At 45.7% G+C, this 15898-nt stretch carries 16 protein-coding genes and 1 riboswitch; of the genes, 14 read left to right on the top strand and 2 right to left on the bottom strand.

From position 1 onward, the window contains the following. Positions 1 to 62: 62 nt before the first annotated feature. Both B5F53_RS16695 and rpsR read left to right on the top strand, forming a co-directional pair. Entirely contained in the window at positions 63 to 515 is a 453-nt protein-coding gene (locus B5F53_RS16695) for a single-stranded DNA-binding protein (protein ID WP_087225801.1), read from the top strand. 49 nt (positions 516 to 564) lie between these two features. After that, positions 565 to 828 (top strand): 30S ribosomal protein S18, encoded by a 264-nt coding sequence (rpsR, locus tag B5F53_RS16690; RefSeq protein WP_087225798.1) that lies wholly within the window; start codon positions 565 to 567, stop codon positions 826 to 828. Between the two features lie 113 nt (positions 829 to 941). On the opposite strand, the gene B5F53_RS16685 is transcribed toward rpsR, so the two are convergent. Continuing rightward, positions 942 to 1607, bottom strand: a complete 666-nt coding sequence (locus B5F53_RS16685; protein ID WP_087225795.1) for an energy-coupled thiamine transporter ThiT — start codon at positions 1605 to 1607, stop codon at positions 942 to 944. Positions 1608 to 1646: 39 nt separating this feature from the next. Further along, positions 1647 to 1752, bottom strand: a riboswitch (TPP riboswitch). 200 nt (positions 1753 to 1952) lie between these two features. Between B5F53_RS16685 and B5F53_RS16680 the strand changes: the two genes are divergently transcribed. From B5F53_RS16680 to dnaB, 3 genes are read left to right on the top strand one after another with little or no spacing between them, the layout of a single operon-like run. Next, positions 1953 to 3995 carry a DHH family phosphoesterase gene (locus tag B5F53_RS16680; protein ID WP_087225848.1) on the top strand — a complete coding sequence of 681 codons (2043 nt, stop codon included), beginning with the start codon at positions 1953 to 1955 and terminating at the stop codon, positions 3993 to 3995. After that, positions 3996 to 4442, top strand: coding sequence for a 50S ribosomal protein L9 (gene rplI / locus B5F53_RS16675; RefSeq protein ID WP_087225792.1), 447 nt, complete (start codon positions 3996 to 3998; stop codon positions 4440 to 4442). Between the two features lie 9 nt (positions 4443 to 4451). Beyond that, entirely contained in the window at positions 4452 to 5783 is a 1332-nt protein-coding gene (gene dnaB / locus B5F53_RS16670; protein WP_087225789.1) for a replicative DNA helicase, read from the top strand. Between the two features lie 257 nt (positions 5784 to 6040). Here the strand turns inward: dnaB and B5F53_RS16665 are convergent, their stop codons facing one another. Further along, entirely contained in the window at positions 6041 to 6934 is an 894-nt protein-coding gene (locus B5F53_RS16665) for a helix-turn-helix transcriptional regulator (RefSeq protein WP_087225785.1), read from the bottom strand. 120 nt (positions 6935 to 7054) lie between these two features. On the opposite strand from B5F53_RS16665, the gene B5F53_RS16660 reads away from it, so the two are divergent. The 9 genes from B5F53_RS16660 (at position 7055) to B5F53_RS16620 (ending at position 15892) form a co-directional block, all read left to right on the top strand. Further along, positions 7055 to 8224: a galactokinase gene (locus tag B5F53_RS16660; RefSeq protein WP_087225782.1), complete on the top strand. Its 1170-nt coding sequence runs from the start codon at positions 7055 to 7057 to the stop codon at positions 8222 to 8224. Positions 8225 to 8237: 13 nt separating this feature from the next. Continuing rightward, entirely contained in the window at positions 8238 to 9731 is a 1494-nt protein-coding gene (gene galT, locus B5F53_RS16655) for a UDP-glucose--hexose-1-phosphate uridylyltransferase (RefSeq protein WP_087225779.1), read from the top strand. Between the two features lie 24 nt (positions 9732 to 9755). After that, entirely contained in the window at positions 9756 to 10775 is a 1020-nt protein-coding gene (gene galE, locus B5F53_RS16650) for a UDP-glucose 4-epimerase GalE (protein WP_087225776.1), read from the top strand. A gap of 111 nt (positions 10776 to 10886) precedes the next feature. Further along, a complete protein-coding gene (locus B5F53_RS16645) occupies positions 10887 to 12206 on the top strand; it encodes an aspartate kinase (RefSeq protein WP_087225773.1) in 1320 nt (439 codons plus the stop codon). 145 nt (positions 12207 to 12351) lie between these two features. Then, a complete protein-coding gene (sdaAB, locus tag B5F53_RS16640) occupies positions 12352 to 13020 on the top strand; it encodes an L-serine ammonia-lyase, iron-sulfur-dependent subunit beta (RefSeq protein WP_087225770.1) in 669 nt (222 codons plus the stop codon). Positions 13021 to 13035: 15 nt separating this feature from the next. After that, the gene (gene sdaAA / locus B5F53_RS16635; RefSeq protein ID WP_087225767.1) at positions 13036 to 13908 is read left to right on the top strand and encodes an L-serine ammonia-lyase, iron-sulfur-dependent, subunit alpha; all 873 of its coding nucleotides are present in this window, start codon (positions 13036 to 13038) and stop codon (positions 13906 to 13908) included. 98 nt (positions 13909 to 14006) lie between these two features. Further along, on the top strand, positions 14007 to 14402 hold the full coding sequence (locus tag B5F53_RS16630) for a hypothetical protein (protein WP_087225845.1): 396 nt from the start codon (positions 14007 to 14009) through the stop codon (positions 14400 to 14402). A gap of 1 nt (position 14403) precedes the next feature. Beyond that, positions 14404 to 15255: a DUF5685 family protein gene (locus B5F53_RS16625; RefSeq protein ID WP_087225763.1), complete on the top strand. Its 852-nt coding sequence runs from the start codon at positions 14404 to 14406 to the stop codon at positions 15253 to 15255. Beyond that, positions 15239 to 15892: a J domain-containing protein gene (locus B5F53_RS16620; protein WP_087225760.1), complete on the top strand. Its 654-nt coding sequence runs from the start codon at positions 15239 to 15241 to the stop codon at positions 15890 to 15892. The genes B5F53_RS16625 and B5F53_RS16620 overlap by 17 nt, the downstream gene beginning before the upstream one ends. Positions 15893 to 15898: the final 6 nt, after the last annotated feature.

The following is a 15898-nucleotide window of genomic DNA, read 5'->3' as shown; positions in this document are numbered from 1 at the left end:
TATAGTGGATTTAGGGAGCACCATTAATTGACGCCTATTGACAGAAAGTAAGAGGTAGAGATATGAATAAAGTGATTTTAATGGGACGCTTAACGAGAGATCCTGAGGTAAGATATTCCGCAGGAGAAAATTCTCTGGCAATTGCCAGATATACCCTGGCGGTAGACCGGAGATTTAAGAGAGATGGAGAGGCCACTGCAGACTTCATCAGTTGTGTGGTGTTCGGCAGAGGCGCAGAATTTGCAGAAAAATATTTCCATCAGGGAATCCGGATTGTGGTAAGCGGGAGAATTCAGACCGGAAGCTACACAAACCGGGAAGGACAGAAAGTATATACAACAGAAGTTGTTGTGGAAGAGCAGGAGTTTGCAGAAAGTAAGGCGGCAAGCGATCATTATACCGCAAGTATGCCCCAGCAGAATGCAGCCCCGTCTATGCCGTCACCGACTGCGGCGTCTGCAGACGGATTTATGAATATTCCGGACGGAATTGACGAAGAGCTTCCATTTAACTAAAACAGGAAAAAGTTGAATCTGTAAAAACAAGTATAGGAGGTAAAAGCACATGGCATACAATAGAGGCGAAAGGCCGGATTCTCCAATGAAGAGAAGAGGCGGACGCAGAAGAAAAAAAGTTTGCGTATTCTGCGGCAAAGAAAATAACGAAATTGATTACAAAGATGTAGCAAAACTGAAAAGATACGTATCAGAAAGAGGTAAAATTCTTCCAAGAAGAATTACCGGAAACTGTGCGAAACATCAGAGAGCTTTAACAGTGGCTATTAAGAGAGCAAGACATCTTGCAATCATGCCATACGTTCAGGATTAATTTTAAGCAAAAGAAAGGGATTGTCTCGTGAATCTGAGACAATCCCTTTTTTAATGTAATAGGAAATTCCGTCGGATTTCCTATTACATTAAAATCGTTCTGCATGGATTGTTTTATGAAAGGGCGTTCTGCTTTACCTGATTCAGCGCTTTTGAGACAGCGGGGATTGCAAGGATGATGAGGGTAAGCACCGCTTCTGCCAGAAGATAGCTGTAATTATAAACAATAGGGTAGAGACTTTTCAGAGCCTGCGGGAAATTCTCCGGCATGTAGTCCATCCAGTACAGATAACCGCCCAAAGCATGGAAGGCTCCCCGGGCAATCACCGCCGCGATGTACCCCTTAATCAGGCCGTACTTCTGATTGGCGAAAAATCCGGCCACACCCAGAGCGGCAAAAGCCAGGATGTAATCGCAGCATACCTGGAAAAAGGAAAGGACATAAGGTTCCTGAATGAACTGGAGAATGCCGTAGGCAAGCCCTACCAGCATTCCTGTTTTCGGTCCGTACCAGTAAGCGGCCAATACAATAAAGAGCATACTGCACAGAGTAATACTTCCGCCCCAGGGAAGTTCAAAAAGTTTGATGTAAGATGTAATGAAAGCCAAAGCCATGGCCATGGCACAAAATACCAGCTGCTTCACAGACATCTTCTGTCGGGCAGAACTCTTCCCCGCGAACACCAGAGCCAGAACAAATAAAAGAATTCCGGCAGCCACAGAGATTACATATCCCGCGGTGGTAAGTCCTCCCTCGGCATTTACTAAAAACTGAAACATAAAAAAACCTCCTTGTTATTCCGACTGCAAAACAAGGAGAAAAAAGCTGGGCTGCATCCCTGGCTGGCATTACCCAAATCAGGTATCAGGGTCGAAATTATCCAATCTCCTCTCAGCCTGTATACAGGCTCCCCTTGCTTACAATCAATTTTGTACAGGGAAGACTATAGCATTATTGAAATATTCTGTCAAGAAAAGGAAGAGAAACGGGGCGTATAAGCCGGCAGCGTACGGGAAATAATAAGTGCAAAAATGGGAAAAATCTGGTATAATAAAAACGTCGGTGCACACCGGCGAGAAAACGGGAAATACTTGGTGATATTCAGAAGGAAAAGGGAAAGACGAATGGAAGAGAAATTCAAGTTAAGAGGACGTCTGAAACAGTTTATGAGATGGCCTTTCATTTTATCGATACTTTTAATTCTTGTAAATGTGCCGGTATATGCGCTTAATATTCATGCGGGGATTTTACTGAGTTTAATTACTGCCGCCTATATTATTTTATCTCTTGCGCTGTTTACGTATAACCGTCCGGTCATTATGAACGAGCTGCTGGCCTTTGCCAGTCAATACGAACAGATAGAGAAGCAGATGCTGGACAATCTGACCATGCCCTGTGCCCTGATAGACGAAGAGGGAAATATGATCTGGTCCAACAAGAAATTCCTGGAACTGACGAAAGTGGATTCCGGATATAAGAAAAATATCAGTCTTCTGTTTCCGGAAATAAATAAAGAACTGTTGTCCGGGAAAAATGAAAGCCAGGAAAAACAGATCCATTACGGCGACAGGATTTTTAACGCCACTTTCCGGAGAATCTCTCTGGGAAATCTGGCTGAAAGTACCAATATGATCGAGGGACTTGACGATAAGACCTCAGTGGTGGCTGTTTATTTACTTGATAAAACAGAACTGGCGGAGTATATCCAGGAGATTGAAGACAATAAATTAGTAGTTGCCCTGGCCTATCTGGATAATTATGACGAGGCTCTGGAAAGTGTGGAGGAAGTCAGACGTTCTCTGCTGATCGCCCTGATAGACAGGAAGATTACGAAATACTTTTCCAATTATGACGGAATGGTACGAAAACTGGAGAAAGACAAATACTTCCTGATTATGCGTCAGAGTTCTCTGAAGAAATTAAAAGAGCAGAAGTTTCCTATATTAGATGAAGTCAAAACCGTGAATATCGGAAATGAGATGTCGGTAACCCTCAGTATCGGAATCGGAATCAATGCGTCTACCTATATTCAGGACTATGAATACTCCCGGATTGCCATTGAGATGGCTTTGGGACGGGGCGGAGATCAGGTAGTCATCAAAGACGGAGACACGATTACTTATTTCGGCGGGAAATCCCAGCAGATGGAGAAGACGACCCGTGTAAAGGCCCGTGTGAAGGCACAGGCATTAAAAGAGTTTATCAGTACCAGAGACCGGGTTGTGGTTATGGGCCATAAGATTACGGATGTGGACGCCTTCGGCGCGGCCGTGGGTATTTACCGGGCAGCCAAAACCCTGGGAAAGCCGGCTCATATTGTAGTAAACGATCCCACCACTTCCATTCGCCCTCTGATGGCAGGTTTTGTGGAGAGTTCTGATTATGCAGACGATATGTTTCTATCCAGCCAGGAAGCAAAAGAGCTGGTTGATAACCGCTGCGTAGTAGTCGTGGTGGATACCAACAAACCCAGTTATACAGAGTGCGAAGACCTTCTTTATAAGACAAAGACTATTGTGGTACTGGATCACCACCGCAGAGGAAGCGAAGTGATTCAGAATGCAGTTCTGTCTTATGTGGAACCTTATGCCTCTTCCACCTGTGAGATGGTAGCAGAGATTCTGCAGTATTTTTCCGATGGAATACGGATACGGAATATAGAAGCCGATAGTATTTATGCCGGAATTATGATCGATACCAATAACTTTACCACCCGGGCAGGGGTCCGGACCTTTGAAGCGGCGGCATTTCTGCGAAGGTGCGGGGCCGATGTGACCAGAGTCAGGAAGATGCTCAGGGATGATATGGATTCTTACAGGGCCAGAGCTGAGACCATCTGCAATGCCATTGTTTATAAAACCAGCTTTGTAATCGGTGTCTGCCCCAGTGAAGGCCTGAAGAGCCCCACCGTAGTGGGCGCCCAGGCAGCAAATGAACTGCTGAATATTGACGGAGTGAAAGCATCCTTTGTACTGACTAAATATAAGGGAATCATATATATCAGTGCGAGAGCCATTGATGAGGTAAACGTACAGGTAATGATGGAACGTCTGGGCGGAGGCGGCCATATGAATGTGTCCGGCGCCCAGATAAGCGGACGTTCCGTGGAAGATGTGGTACAAATGATTAAAGACATAATTGATGATTTAAACCAGGAGGAAGTTTAGATGAAAATAATTTTACTGGAAGATGTAAAAAGCCTTGGAAAACAGGGCGAGATTGTAAATGTAAGCGACGGATATGCAAGAAATATGATCCTGCCCAAAAAGCTGGGTGTGGAGGCGACATCAAAAAATCTCAATGATTTAAAACTGAAGAAAGCCAATGAAGAAAAAATTGCCCAGGAGATTTATCAGGCAGCCGTAGATTTTGCAAAAGGCCTGGAGGATAAAGAAGTGGTCCTCACCTTAAAAGTGGGAGAAAACGGAAAGACGTTTGGTTCTGTTTCCTCCAAGGAAATTTCAGAAGCTGCAAAAGAACAGCTTGGACTTGATATTGACAAAAAGAAACTGCAGTTGTCCGGAGCCATTCGGGAACTGGGCGTGACCCAGGTACCGGTAAAACTGCATCCCAAAGTGACAGGAACGCTGAAGGTATTTGTAAAAGAAGCTTAGGAGGAATTCATGGAAGAAGCTCTGATTAAACGGATTCTGCCTCACAGCCTGGAGGCGGAACAGTCGGTGATTGGCTCGATGATTCTGGACAGAGACGCCATTTTAGTTGCTTCGGAAATACTGACCAGTGAAGATTTTTATCAGAATCAGTACGGGGTTATTTTCGATGCAATGGTGGAGCTTTGCAATGAAGGAAAACCGGTGGATTTGATTACGTTACAAAACCGCCTGAAAGAAAAGGATTTGCCTCCGGATATCAGCAATCTGGAATATGTCAGGGAACTGGTCAATGCCGTTCCTACTTCGGCAAATGTAAAATACTATGCCAACATTGTCAGCGAGAAGGCTTTGCTGAGAAGGCTGATTAAGGTCAGCGAGGAAATCGCCAATACCTGCTATCTGGATAAGGAGGATGCAGATACGATTCTGGAGGACACGGAAAGGAAAATGTTCCATCTGCTTCAGAAGCGGACAACAGGCGAGTTTGTTCCGATTCAGCAGGTAGTTTTAAATGCCATCAATAAAATCGAGATGGCTTCCAAAACCCAGGGAAATGTCACGGGACTTCCTACGGGATTTATCGATCTGGACTACAAGACTTCGGGACTGCAGCCGTCGGATCTGATTCTGATTGCAGCCCGTCCTTCCATGGGAAAGACGGCGTTTGCGCTGAATATTGCCCAGTACATGGCTTTTAAAAAAGGAATCACAGTGGCCATGTTCAGTCTGGAAATGTCGAAAGAGCAGTTTGTAAACCGACTGTTGGCCATGGAATCCCGGGTGGACTCCCAGGCTCTGCGTACAGGAAATTTAAAGGACGAGGACTGGACAAAGCTGGTAGAGGGAGCGGATATTATCGGAAATTCCAATTTGATTATTGACGATACGCCGGGAATTTCTATTTCCGAACTGCGATCCAAATGCAGAAAGTATAAACTGGAACATGATCTGGGAATTATCTTTATTGACTACCTGCAGCTTATGAGCGGAAGCGGCCGTACCGATTCCCGGCAGCAGGAAATTTCCGAGATTTCAAGAGCGCTAAAGGCTCTGGCAAGGGAACTGAATGTGCCGGTGGTAGCTCTGTCCCAGTTAAGCCGTGCGGTGGAGCAGCGGCCGGATCACCGTCCTATGCTGTCAGATTTGCGTGAGTCGGGCGCCATAGAGCAGGATGCGGACGTGGTGATGTTTCTGTACAGGGATGACTACTATCATAAAGACACGGAGAAACCGGGAATTTCGGAAGTAATTATAGCGAAGCAGAGAAACGGCCCCATTGGTACGGTAGAACTGGTATGGCTGGCTCAGTACACCCAGTTTGTCAATGCGAAAAAAGAGTAAAAAGAAACTGTTATAGAGTCACTTCTATAACAGTTTTTTCTATACTTGGCAAAATGCACAAAATATCCTTCCGCGCGAAGCGCACAAAAACATTCCGATGAGCCTCCGAAACCGGAAATCATGTTCAGCAAAGGCTTCCACGATTCCCTGAGTCTCCTCTCCATTGTGCGCAAAGTCGCGACGTCCGGATGATTTTGTGTATTTTACCGAATCATAATTCCAGAAGGGACTTTTGACACCCTGATTTTAATAGGAAATTACTTGCTTCCGGAAGTTTTCCTGCGGTACTGGCGGGGCGTACAATTCATTTCTTCTTTAAAGATTTTTCCATAGTAACAGGGATTGGAGAATCCCGTCTGCAGAGCAATTTCGGTAATGCTTAATTCCGTATCCTGCAGGAGAGGGAGACTTTGCTCAATGCGGTAGCGGAGGAGATACTGGAAAAGGGAGACTTTCATCTGGGATTTGAAAAACCGGCAGCATTCACTTTTACACAGATGAATCTGTGCAGAGATTTCCTCCAGTGTCAGCTTCTCCTGATAGTGTTCCTGAATATACGATAAAATCTGATGGAGCCGCAGCCGGCTTCGGATCAGAGAGTCTGAATCAGGAGGCGACATATTTACGTGTTCACAGAGCTTTCCCCAGACAGATAAAAGTCGCTGCTGAAGCTGTAGTTCCAGAGTATTAGGGGGATTTCCGGAAAGTTCCCAGATGGATGCCATTTCTTCCAGAATCTGTTTCTGCCAGGGAACCTCCGGAAGAAACAGGATAGAGGACAGATTGGGATTCTCTGTAATGGGAGTGACATATTTACTCTGTATCACGCTGGATTCAAACCCATAGAGAATCCGGGGATGAAAGGTGATGGAAATGTAAATGCAGTTGTCACTGTCTCCTCTTTTTCCGGTGTGAAGCATATTGGAATTACAGAAAATTCCCTGGCCGGCATGTAAATGATAAAGGTGTTCCTGAATCTGGTACTGAATATCTCCTTCCAGAATGAGAGTCAGTTCGATTTCCGGATGCCAGTGCCAGAAAAAGGAAGCATTTTCATAGGCGTTCAGGGTTTCATAGCTTACCATCACCGGAAAAGAATAGGTTCCGTGTTCCTTTACTTCTTTTCTTTGGGAATTGGTTTGTATCTGCATAGAATACCTCAATATCGTTATAGTTTTACCGATGATATTTCTTGTAATTGTTTCCTTTGCTCATTATACTTACAAATAAAAAGAGATGTCAAGAGCGGTAAAAAAAGAAAGGAGTTTGCTATGCTGCAGGAATTAAAACAGAAATTCAAAGAGTACTATGGCGACGGTCAGGTGGAATGTATCTTTTCACCGGGAAGAGTGAATCTGATTGGGGAGCATACCGATTATAACGGCGGTCATGTATTTCCCTGTGCCCTGACTATCGGAACTTACATGCTGGCCAGAAAGAGAGAAGACAGAACTCTTCGTTTTTTCTCTGTGAATTTTGAGAAAGCAGGGGTATTTGTTACCAGTCTGGACGAACTGACCTGGAAAAAGGAAGATCGCTGGACCAATTATCCCAAAGGAGTCATATGGGCGTTTCAGCAGAAAGGATTTGAAATCAATTATGGGATGGATGTTTTAGTATACGGAAATATTCCCAATGGTTCCGGACTGTCCTCTTCTGCTTCCCTGGAAGTGGCAACAGGGCTGATGCTGAAAACCATGTTCGGATTTGACCAGGTAACCATGACGGACATTGCTCTTTGGGGACAGTATGCGGAAAACCGTTACAACGGCGTTAATTGTGGAATTATGGATCAGTTTGCCTGCGCCATGGGAAAAGAAGGCCATGCGATTTTCCTGGATACGGCAGATTTATCCTATCAGTATGTACCGGTGCAGCTTACAGACGCCAAGGTACTGATTGCCTGCAGCAACAAGAAAAGAGGACTGGGAGATTCCAAATATAATGAACGGCGCAGCGAATGTGAAGAGGCGTTAAAAGATATTCAGAAGGTTATGCCCATTAAAAACCTGGGAGAACTGACGGAAGAAACCTTTGAACAGGTAAAAGGAGCTATCAGACGTCCCATCTGCGTGCAAAGAGCAAGACATGCCGTTCTGGAAAATCAGAGAACCCTGCAGGCAGTGGAGGCGCTGAACAAAAATGAAATCGAACTTTTCGGCAGACTGATGAATGAATCCCATGTTTCTCTGCGGGATGACTATGAGGTGACAGGAGTGGAACTGGACACCCTGGTGGAAGAAGCCTGGAAATGTGAAGGCGTTATCGGTTCCCGCATGACCGGAGCCGGATTCGGGGGCTGTACCGTCAGCATTGTGAAAAATGACGCAGTAGATAACTTTATTGCCAGTGTGGGCAAGGCATATGAAGAGAAAATCGGGTACCCGGCAGATTTCTATGTGGTAGACATCGGAGCGGGAGCTTATAGGATTGAGGAGTAAAGGAGGGAGTCAGATGGCAGGAAAAGCAGTCACAAAACTTGTGGAATATGGAATTCGTACAGGTCTGGTAAATGAGGAAGACCGGATCTATGTGACCAACCGGATTCTGGAGGTCCTTCAGGAAGACTCCTATGAAGAGGAAGAAGTTCTGGAGGAGACAGATTCCCTGGAGGAGATTCTGGGAGAGCTTCTGGAACTGGCAGGAGAAAAAGGGCTGATTGATGCCGGAAGTATTACAGCCAGGGATTTATTTGATACCAAATTAATGGGATGTCTGGTGGAGCCGCCCAGTGTGGTAACAGAGAAGTTTTACCGGCTTTACCAGGAAAGCCCGAAAAAAGCCACCGACTATTTTTACAAACTCAGCCAGGATTCCGATTATATCCGCAGATACCGGATTAAAAAAGACGTTCGCTGGCAGGTAGACAGTCCCTATGGGAAAATTGATATTTCCATCAATTTATCCAAACCGGAAAAAGATCCCAAAGACATTGCAGCGGCCAAGAAAATGGCTCAGTCCGGGTATCCCAAATGTCTTTTGTGTAAAGAAAATGTGGGATACGCAGGCAGAATGAACCATCCCGCCCGCCAGAACCACAGAGTCATTCCTCTTACTATCCAGGAAAAGAAATGGGGATTCCAATATTCTCCCTATGTGTATTATAATGAACACTGTATTGTGTTCTGCGGCGAGCATGTACCCATGAAGATTGACAGGAATACCTTTGTTAAACTTCTGGATTTCCTGAAGTTTCTGCCCCATTATTTTATCGGTTCCAATGCGGATCTGCCCATTGTGGGAGGCTCCATTTTAACCCATGATCACTACCAGGGGGGAAACTACACCTTTGCCATGGCTATGGCTCCAATAGAAAAGGAATTTCAGATTCCCGGATTTGAGGATGTAAAGGCGGGGATTTTAAACTGGCCTCTCTCTGTCATAAGAATAGAAAGCAAGGAGGAAGACCGGCTGATTGATCTGGCGGATCATATTCTGAAAACCTGGAGATCCTACTCCGATCCGGATGCCTTCCTGTTTGCCCAGACGGACGGGGAGCCGCACAATACCATTACTCCCATTGCCCGGAAGAAAGGGGAGTATTTCCAGTTGGATCTGGCCCTGAGAAATAATATTACCACAGAAAAATACCCTCTGGGCGTATATCATCCCCATGCCCAGTACCATAATATTAAAAAGGAAAATATCGGTCTGATAGAGGTGATGGGACTGGCAGTCCTTCCGGCCAGACTGAAAGGGGAGATGGAGCTGTTAGCCCAGGCCATACTGGATAAGAAGGATATGAATGAAGACGAGCGGATACAGAAACACGCAGCCTGGGTGGAAACCTTCATTCCCAAGTATCCGGACATAAACAGGGAAAATGTGATGGATATATTGAAAGAAGAAATCGGACAGGTTTTCGTCCATGTACTGGAAGATGCGGGTGTTTATAAATGCACTCCTGAGGGAAGAGAGGCATTTATGCGGTTTATAGAGAAACTGTAAAAGAAGAAAAGGAGGAGTCTTACCATGAGAATTTTAGTTACCGGAGGAGCCGGATATATCGGAAGCCACACCTGTGTGGAACTTTTAAATGCGGGATACGAAGTGGTAATTGTGGATAATCTGTATAACGCAAGCCCCAAAGCTGTGGAAAGAGTTCAGCAGATTACAGGAAAAAGCGTAGTATTTTATGAAGCAGATATTCGTGATAAAGAGGCAATGGGAAACATCTTTGACCAGGAAAAGGTGGACGCGGTTATCCATTTCGCCGGACTGAAGGCAGTGGGCGAATCTGTGGCAAAGCCCATGGAATATTATGAGAATAATCTGGCAGGTACCTTAAATCTCTGCCAGGTGATGAAGGAGCATCAGGTGAAGAATATTATCTTCAGTTCTTCCGCTACTGTTTACGGAGATCCGGCCTTTGTACCCATTACAGAGGACTGTCCCAAGGGAACCTGCACCAATCCTTATGGATGGACAAAATGGATGCTGGAACAGATTCTGACAGATATTCAGAAATCCGATCTCCAGTGGAATGTGATTCTTCTTCGTTACTTTAATCCTATCGGAGCACACAAAAGCGGTCTTCTGGGAGAAGATCCCAAAGGAATTCCCAACAATCTGCTTCCGTACGTGGCACAGGTAGCTATCGGAAAACTGGAATGCGTAGGGGTCTTCGGCGATGATTATGACACTCCCGACGGCACAGGAGTCAGAGACTATATCCATGTGGTTGACCTGGCAAAAGGTCATGTAAAAGCCATTGAAAAACTGAAAGATAAAGAGGGCGTCAGCATTTATAATCTGGGAACCGGTAACGGATACAGTGTACTTCAGGTGATCCATGCCTTCGAAAAGGCCTGCGGCCATCCTCTGAAGTATCAGATTAAGCCAAGAAGAGCCGGAGATATTGCTTCCTGCTACTGCGATCCCACAAAGGCAAAAGAAGAGCTTGGCTGGGAAGCAGAGTATGGAATTGAAGAAATGTGCCAGGATTCCTGGAGATGGCAGAGCAAAAATCCCAATGGATACGGAGAAGCCTGAGGAAATACCGGAAAATATGAGAAAATACTTGAAATAGGTACGGATTTCATTATAAAATAAAAAACATATTTATGAAAATCGTTGTAAAAAAAGAGAAACGAGGAGATAAAGATGAGAAAAGTAGTGAAATTCGGAGGCAGCTCTCTGGCCAGCGCGGAACAGTTTAAGAAAGTGGGAAACATTATCCGCAGCGATGAGAGCAGATGTTATGTGGTACCTTCCGCGCCGGGAAAGAGAAATTCCAGAGATACGAAAGTAACCGATCTCTTATACGGATGCTATGGAAAGGCAGCGGAGGGAAAGGATTTCTCCGGGAACCTGAAAGAGATTAAAGAGCGGTATTACGAGATCATTCAGGGACTGGGACTGAATCTGTCACTGGAAGAAGAATTTCAGGTGATTGAAGAGAAGTTCAAAGAACAGGCAGGCAGGGATTACGCCGCATCCCGGGGAGAATACCTGAACGGAATTATCATGGCGGAATATCTGGGTTATACCTTTATTGATGCAGCAACGGTTATTCGCTTTGACAAAAACGGTGTATTTGATCCGGAGAAGACGGATCGCCTTCTGGGAAAGGCTCTTTCCAAAAATGAAAAAGCAGTCGTTCCCGGATTTTACGGAGCCAAAGAAGACGGAACCATCTGCACATTCTCAAGAGGCGGTTCTGACGTTACCGGCTCCTTAGTGGCAAAAGCCATAAAGGCGGACGTATATGAAAACTGGACAGACGTATCCGGATTCTTAGTGACCGATCCCCACATTGTAGATGATCCGGCTGTTATTGAGACAATTACTTACCGGGAACTTCGGGAATTATCTTATATGGGAGCTACGGTACTTCATGAAGAAGCTATCTTCCCTGTAAGAAAAGAAGGGATCCCCATTAATATCCGCAATACCAACGATCCGGATGCGCCGGGAACCTTTATTGTTGAGAGCACCTGCAAAAAACCAAAATATACAATCACAGGAATTGCAGGAAAGAAAGGTTTCTGCTCAATTAATATTGAAAAATCCATGATGAACAGTGAGATTGGATTCGGCAGAAAGGTTCTTCAGGTATTCGAGGATCAGGGAATCAGCTTCGAACACGTTCCCTCCGGAATTGATACCATGACTGTATACGTTCACCAGGATGAATTTGAAGCCAAGGAGCAGCAGGTAGTGGCAGGAATCCACCGGGCTGTGGCACCGGACTTTATTGAAATGGAATCGGATCTGGCGTTAATTGCCGTAGTAGGACGGGGAATGAAATCCACACGGGGAACTGCAGGCCGTATTTTCTCTGCTCTGGCTCATGCCAACGTAAATGTAAAAATGATTGATCAGGGCTCCAGTGAACTGAACATCATCATCGGTGTGGAAAACAGAGAATTTGAAGCTGCTGTAAAGGCAATTTATGATATTTTCGTATTGACCAGAATTTAATAAATGGGAAAGCAAGGGCGCTTCGGAGCATAAAGCTCCGGGCGTCTTTTGTTATGAAAAAATTGTCAATCAGGCGGATTCATGTTAAGATAATTGGGAAAGAATAGAATAAGGCGCTGAAAATTTCAGAGAAGAGGAGTTTCTTATGGATATTAGCATTTTTGATGTTTTAGGGCCTGTTATGATTGGACCGTCCAGCTCCCATACGGCCGGGGCGGCGAAACTGGCGAGAATTGCAGCCAAAATTGCAGGCGAGGGGTTTGTAAAAGTTCTCTTTGAACTTCACGGTTCTTTTGAGAAAACAGGAAAAGGGCATGGAACGGATAAGGCGCTGCTGGCGGGAGCCATGGGAATCCGGGAAGACGATGAGAGAATCCGGGAGGCGTTTGCCATTGCTAAAAGAGATCAGTTTTGTTATGAGTTTCAGAAAGCGGATCTTTCCGGTTATCATGAGAATACGGTTCGTCTTACCTTTTTCTATGAAGACGGAAAAAAGAGAGTCATTATCGGCAGCAGTATCGGGGGCGGCCGGATTCTGATTCATAAGATTGACGGAATGCAGGCAGGAATCACCGCGGAACGTCCCACTTTGCTTATCCAGCAGAGGGATGTGAAAGGTGTGATTAATGAAATCTCCGGTGTTCTGGTGAAACAGGGACTAAATATCGGTATCATGCAGCTGACCAGGCAGGAAAAGGGCAAGGTGGCCAGCACAGTGATTGAGATGGATCAGGAGATTCCGCCGGAAGTGGAAGAGCAGCTAAAGCGGCAGGCGAATATACTGGCTGTGACGATAATCAATCCGGAACAATAGAGAAAGGAGGAGTCTATGTATACAGATATAGAGCAGTTGTTAAAAGATGCAGAAGAAAGAAATCTGCCTCTTCATAAAATCATACTGGAAAATGAAATGGAGTTAAACGATCAGACAGAAGAAGAAATCTATGATCGTCTGCGGGCACACTGGAGCGTAATGGAAGACAGTTCCGGCCGCGCCCTGGAACAGCCTTTGCAGATGCAGCCTCCTTTAATCCGGGGTCAGAGCAGCAGGCAGTATACATTCAGCAAAAAGGAAGGTTCCCTTCTGGGAGAGGGATTAAATGAAATGATGGCGGCGGCTCTTTCTGCCAGCGAACAGAACGCATCTATGGGAAAAATCTGCGCGGCCCCTACAGCGGGAGCCTGTGGAATTCTTCCGGCAGTTATCGGTTATGCCGCCAGAAAAAAACAGGCAGAGGAGAAAGAAATTCTGGACGCGCTGCTGGTGACAGCGGGTTTCGGAACGATTATTACCAAAAACGCCACCGTCAGCGGGGCAGAAGGCGGATGTCAGGCAGAATGCGGCGTGGCAGCGGCTATCTCGGCGGCAGGATGCGTTTATTTATATGGAGGAACGAAAGAGCAGTGCGCAAGCGCCCTTGCTATAGCGCTGATAAACTGCATGGGCCTGATCTGTGATCCGGTGGCGGGACTGGTACAGGTTCCCTGCTCCTTCCGAAATGCCAGCCAGAGCATGAACGCTCTTTTAAGTGCAGATCTGGCCCTGGCAGGACAGGACAGTATTATCCCGGCCGATCAGGTGATTGAGGCCATGTACCGGGTAGGAAAACGCCTGCCCAGCGATTTCAGGGAGACGGCTATGGGGGGAATCGCAGCGTCCCCCGAAGGACTTGCCATTGCAGCAGAATTTAACCGGTTATAGAATTTCCGGCAAAAAAAGCTTTACAACCTCTTAAAAACGGAATATGATACAAGATAAATATTACAGAAGAAGTGAAATAAGAAAAGGACAGGATGAGTATGAAAGATAAGTTTTACAGATTTATGCAGGGGAGATACGGGACAGATTCTTTCAATAAGTTTCTGTTGGGAGCAGCAATTGTGGTGATTCTTATTTCCATGTTCTGGCGCAGAGACTGGCTGACACTGTTGGCATTTTTACTGCTGGCGTACAGTTATTTCCGGATGTTCTCCAGAAACATATCCAGGAGAGCCGCGGAAAACCAGATCTTTTTAAATAAAACGGCAGGAGTGCGCCGGTGGTTTCAGAAAGAGAAATATATGGCGGAACAAAGGAAAGTGTATCATATTTATAAATGTCCGTCCTGCGGTCAGAAAATCCGCATTCCAAAAGGGAAGGGAAAGATCGAAATCTGCTGTCCCAAATGCCAGGGAACCTTTATAAAGAGGAGTTAAGATGTTCGGATATGTGGTGATTAATAAACCGGAATTAAAATGTCGGGAATTTGAAGAATATCGTGCTTTTTACTGTGGCCTGTGCCAGATTCTGAAAGAAAAATACGGAATCAGCGGTCAGATGGCCCTCAGTTATGATCTTACCTTCCTGACGATTCTGCTCTCAGGGCTTTATGAGCCGGGAACCAGGAAAGGGAAGTGCCGGTGTATCGTCCATCCTCTGCAGAAGCAGACGCTGTATGTAAATGAATGTACGGAATATGCGGCTGATATGACGTTGATTCTTACTTATTATAAATGTCTGGATGACTGGAAAGACGAGAAGAAACTTCTGCGTTACCTGTATGCCAAACTTCTCCTGGGCAGGGATAAAAAGCTTTCTTATAAATACAGGAAGAAAATAAAGACGATTGTTTCTCTGCTGAGGGAGCTTTCTGCGGCAGAGGAGGCAGGAGAAAAGAATATTGATAAAATGGCCGGGTATTTCGGAAAGATTATGGCGGAGATTTTCGCATACCGGGAGGATGTATGGGAAGAAACTCTGCGGAAAACGGGATTCTACCTGGGAAAATTTATTTATTTAATTGACGCTTATGAGGATCTGGAGGAGGACGCCCGCCGGGGAAACTATAATCCTCTGGCCCAACTGCAGAAGCAAGAGGATTTTGATGAAAGAATACGGGAAATTTTAACGATGATGATGGCTGCCTGTTCCAGGGAGTTTGAAATTCTTCCGGTTCTGAAATATGCGGATATAATCAGGAATATTCTGTATTCCGGCGTGTGGTGCCGGTATGTGGAGGTCAGGAAAAGGAAAGAAGGACAGGAGAAGAACCATGATAGATCCATATAGTGTTTTAGGCGTCTCCAGAGATGCCTCGGAAGAGGAAATCAAGAAAGCCTACCGGAAACTCAGCCGTAAGTATCACCCGGACGCCAACATTAATAATCCCAATAAAGAGCAGGCCGAGGAAAAGTTTAAAGAAGTGCAGCAGGCATATGAGCAGATTATGAAGGAAAGAGAGTACGGAGGCGCCGGTGGATATGACTATGGCGGCTTCGGCGGTTTTGGCGGATTTCAGGGAAATTATCAGCAGAGAACCGCTCAGAATTCTGCCGGTGAAGAGGAACTGCATATGCAGGCGGCGGCCAATTACATTCAGCAGGGATACTATCAGGAAGCTATGAATGTTCTTTCCGGGATTTCTCTTCACAACGGCCAGTGGCATTATTTGTGTTCTATGGCCAGTATGGGACTTGGCAACAACCTGGACGCACTGAGTCATATTCAGGAAGCAGTCCGGCTGGAACCTGATAATATGCAGTATCAGATGCTCCTTCAGCGGATGCAGCAGGGGGGCCGGTGGTATGGAGATATGCAGAGAACTTATGGCGGAATGCAGGTAGACGGAGGCGACTGGTGTATGAGGATGTGCTGTGCAAGTGCAGTCTGCAACATCTGCGGCGGAGGAACCGTCTGCTGTATATAGATGATT

The organism is Blautia sp. An249, from assembly GCF_002159835.1.
GTDB lineage: Bacteria > Bacillota > Clostridia > Lachnospirales > Lachnospiraceae > Blautia_A > Blautia_A avistercoris.
This window is presented reverse-complemented; position numbering and strand designations above follow the sequence as displayed.

Excerpts from the sequence above, each read along its gene's own strand:
- galE (WP_087225776.1), top strand. The coding sequence starts at position 9,756 with ATGAGAATTTTAGTTACCGGAGGAGCCGGATATATCGGAAGCCACACC.
- rplI (WP_087225792.1), top strand. The coding sequence starts at position 3,996 with ATGAAAATAATTTTACTGGAAGATGTAAAAAGCCTTGGAAAACAGGGC.
- B5F53_RS16630 (WP_087225845.1), top strand. The coding sequence starts at position 14,007 with ATGAAAGATAAGTTTTACAGATTTATGCAGGGGAGATACGGGACAGAT.
- B5F53_RS16660 (WP_087225782.1), top strand. The coding sequence starts at position 7,055 with ATGCTGCAGGAATTAAAACAGAAATTCAAAGAGTACTATGGCGACGGT.
- B5F53_RS16620 (WP_087225760.1), top strand. The coding sequence starts at position 15,239 with ATGATAGATCCATATAGTGTTTTAGGCGTCTCCAGAGATGCCTCGGAA.
- B5F53_RS16665 (WP_087225785.1), bottom strand. The coding sequence starts at position 6,934 with ATGCAGATACAAACCAATTCCCAAAGAAAAGAAGTAAAGGAACACGGA.
- B5F53_RS16645 (WP_087225773.1), top strand. The coding sequence starts at position 10,887 with ATGAGAAAAGTAGTGAAATTCGGAGGCAGCTCTCTGGCCAGCGCGGAA.
- sdaAB (WP_087225770.1), top strand. The coding sequence starts at position 12,352 with ATGGATATTAGCATTTTTGATGTTTTAGGGCCTGTTATGATTGGACCG.
- dnaB (WP_087225789.1), top strand. The coding sequence starts at position 4,452 with ATGGAAGAAGCTCTGATTAAACGGATTCTGCCTCACAGCCTGGAGGCG.
- B5F53_RS16680 (WP_087225848.1), top strand. The coding sequence starts at position 1,953 with ATGGAAGAGAAATTCAAGTTAAGAGGACGTCTGAAACAGTTTATGAGA.
- sdaAA (WP_087225767.1), top strand. The coding sequence starts at position 13,036 with ATGTATACAGATATAGAGCAGTTGTTAAAAGATGCAGAAGAAAGAAAT.
- B5F53_RS16695 (WP_087225801.1), top strand. The coding sequence starts at position 63 with ATGAATAAAGTGATTTTAATGGGACGCTTAACGAGAGATCCTGAGGTA.
- galT (WP_087225779.1), top strand. The coding sequence starts at position 8,238 with ATGGCAGGAAAAGCAGTCACAAAACTTGTGGAATATGGAATTCGTACA.
- rpsR (WP_087225798.1), top strand. The coding sequence starts at position 565 with ATGGCATACAATAGAGGCGAAAGGCCGGATTCTCCAATGAAGAGAAGA.
- B5F53_RS16625 (WP_087225763.1), top strand. The coding sequence starts at position 14,404 with ATGTTCGGATATGTGGTGATTAATAAACCGGAATTAAAATGTCGGGAA.
- B5F53_RS16685 (WP_087225795.1), bottom strand. The coding sequence starts at position 1,607 with ATGTTTCAGTTTTTAGTAAATGCCGAGGGAGGACTTACCACCGCGGGA.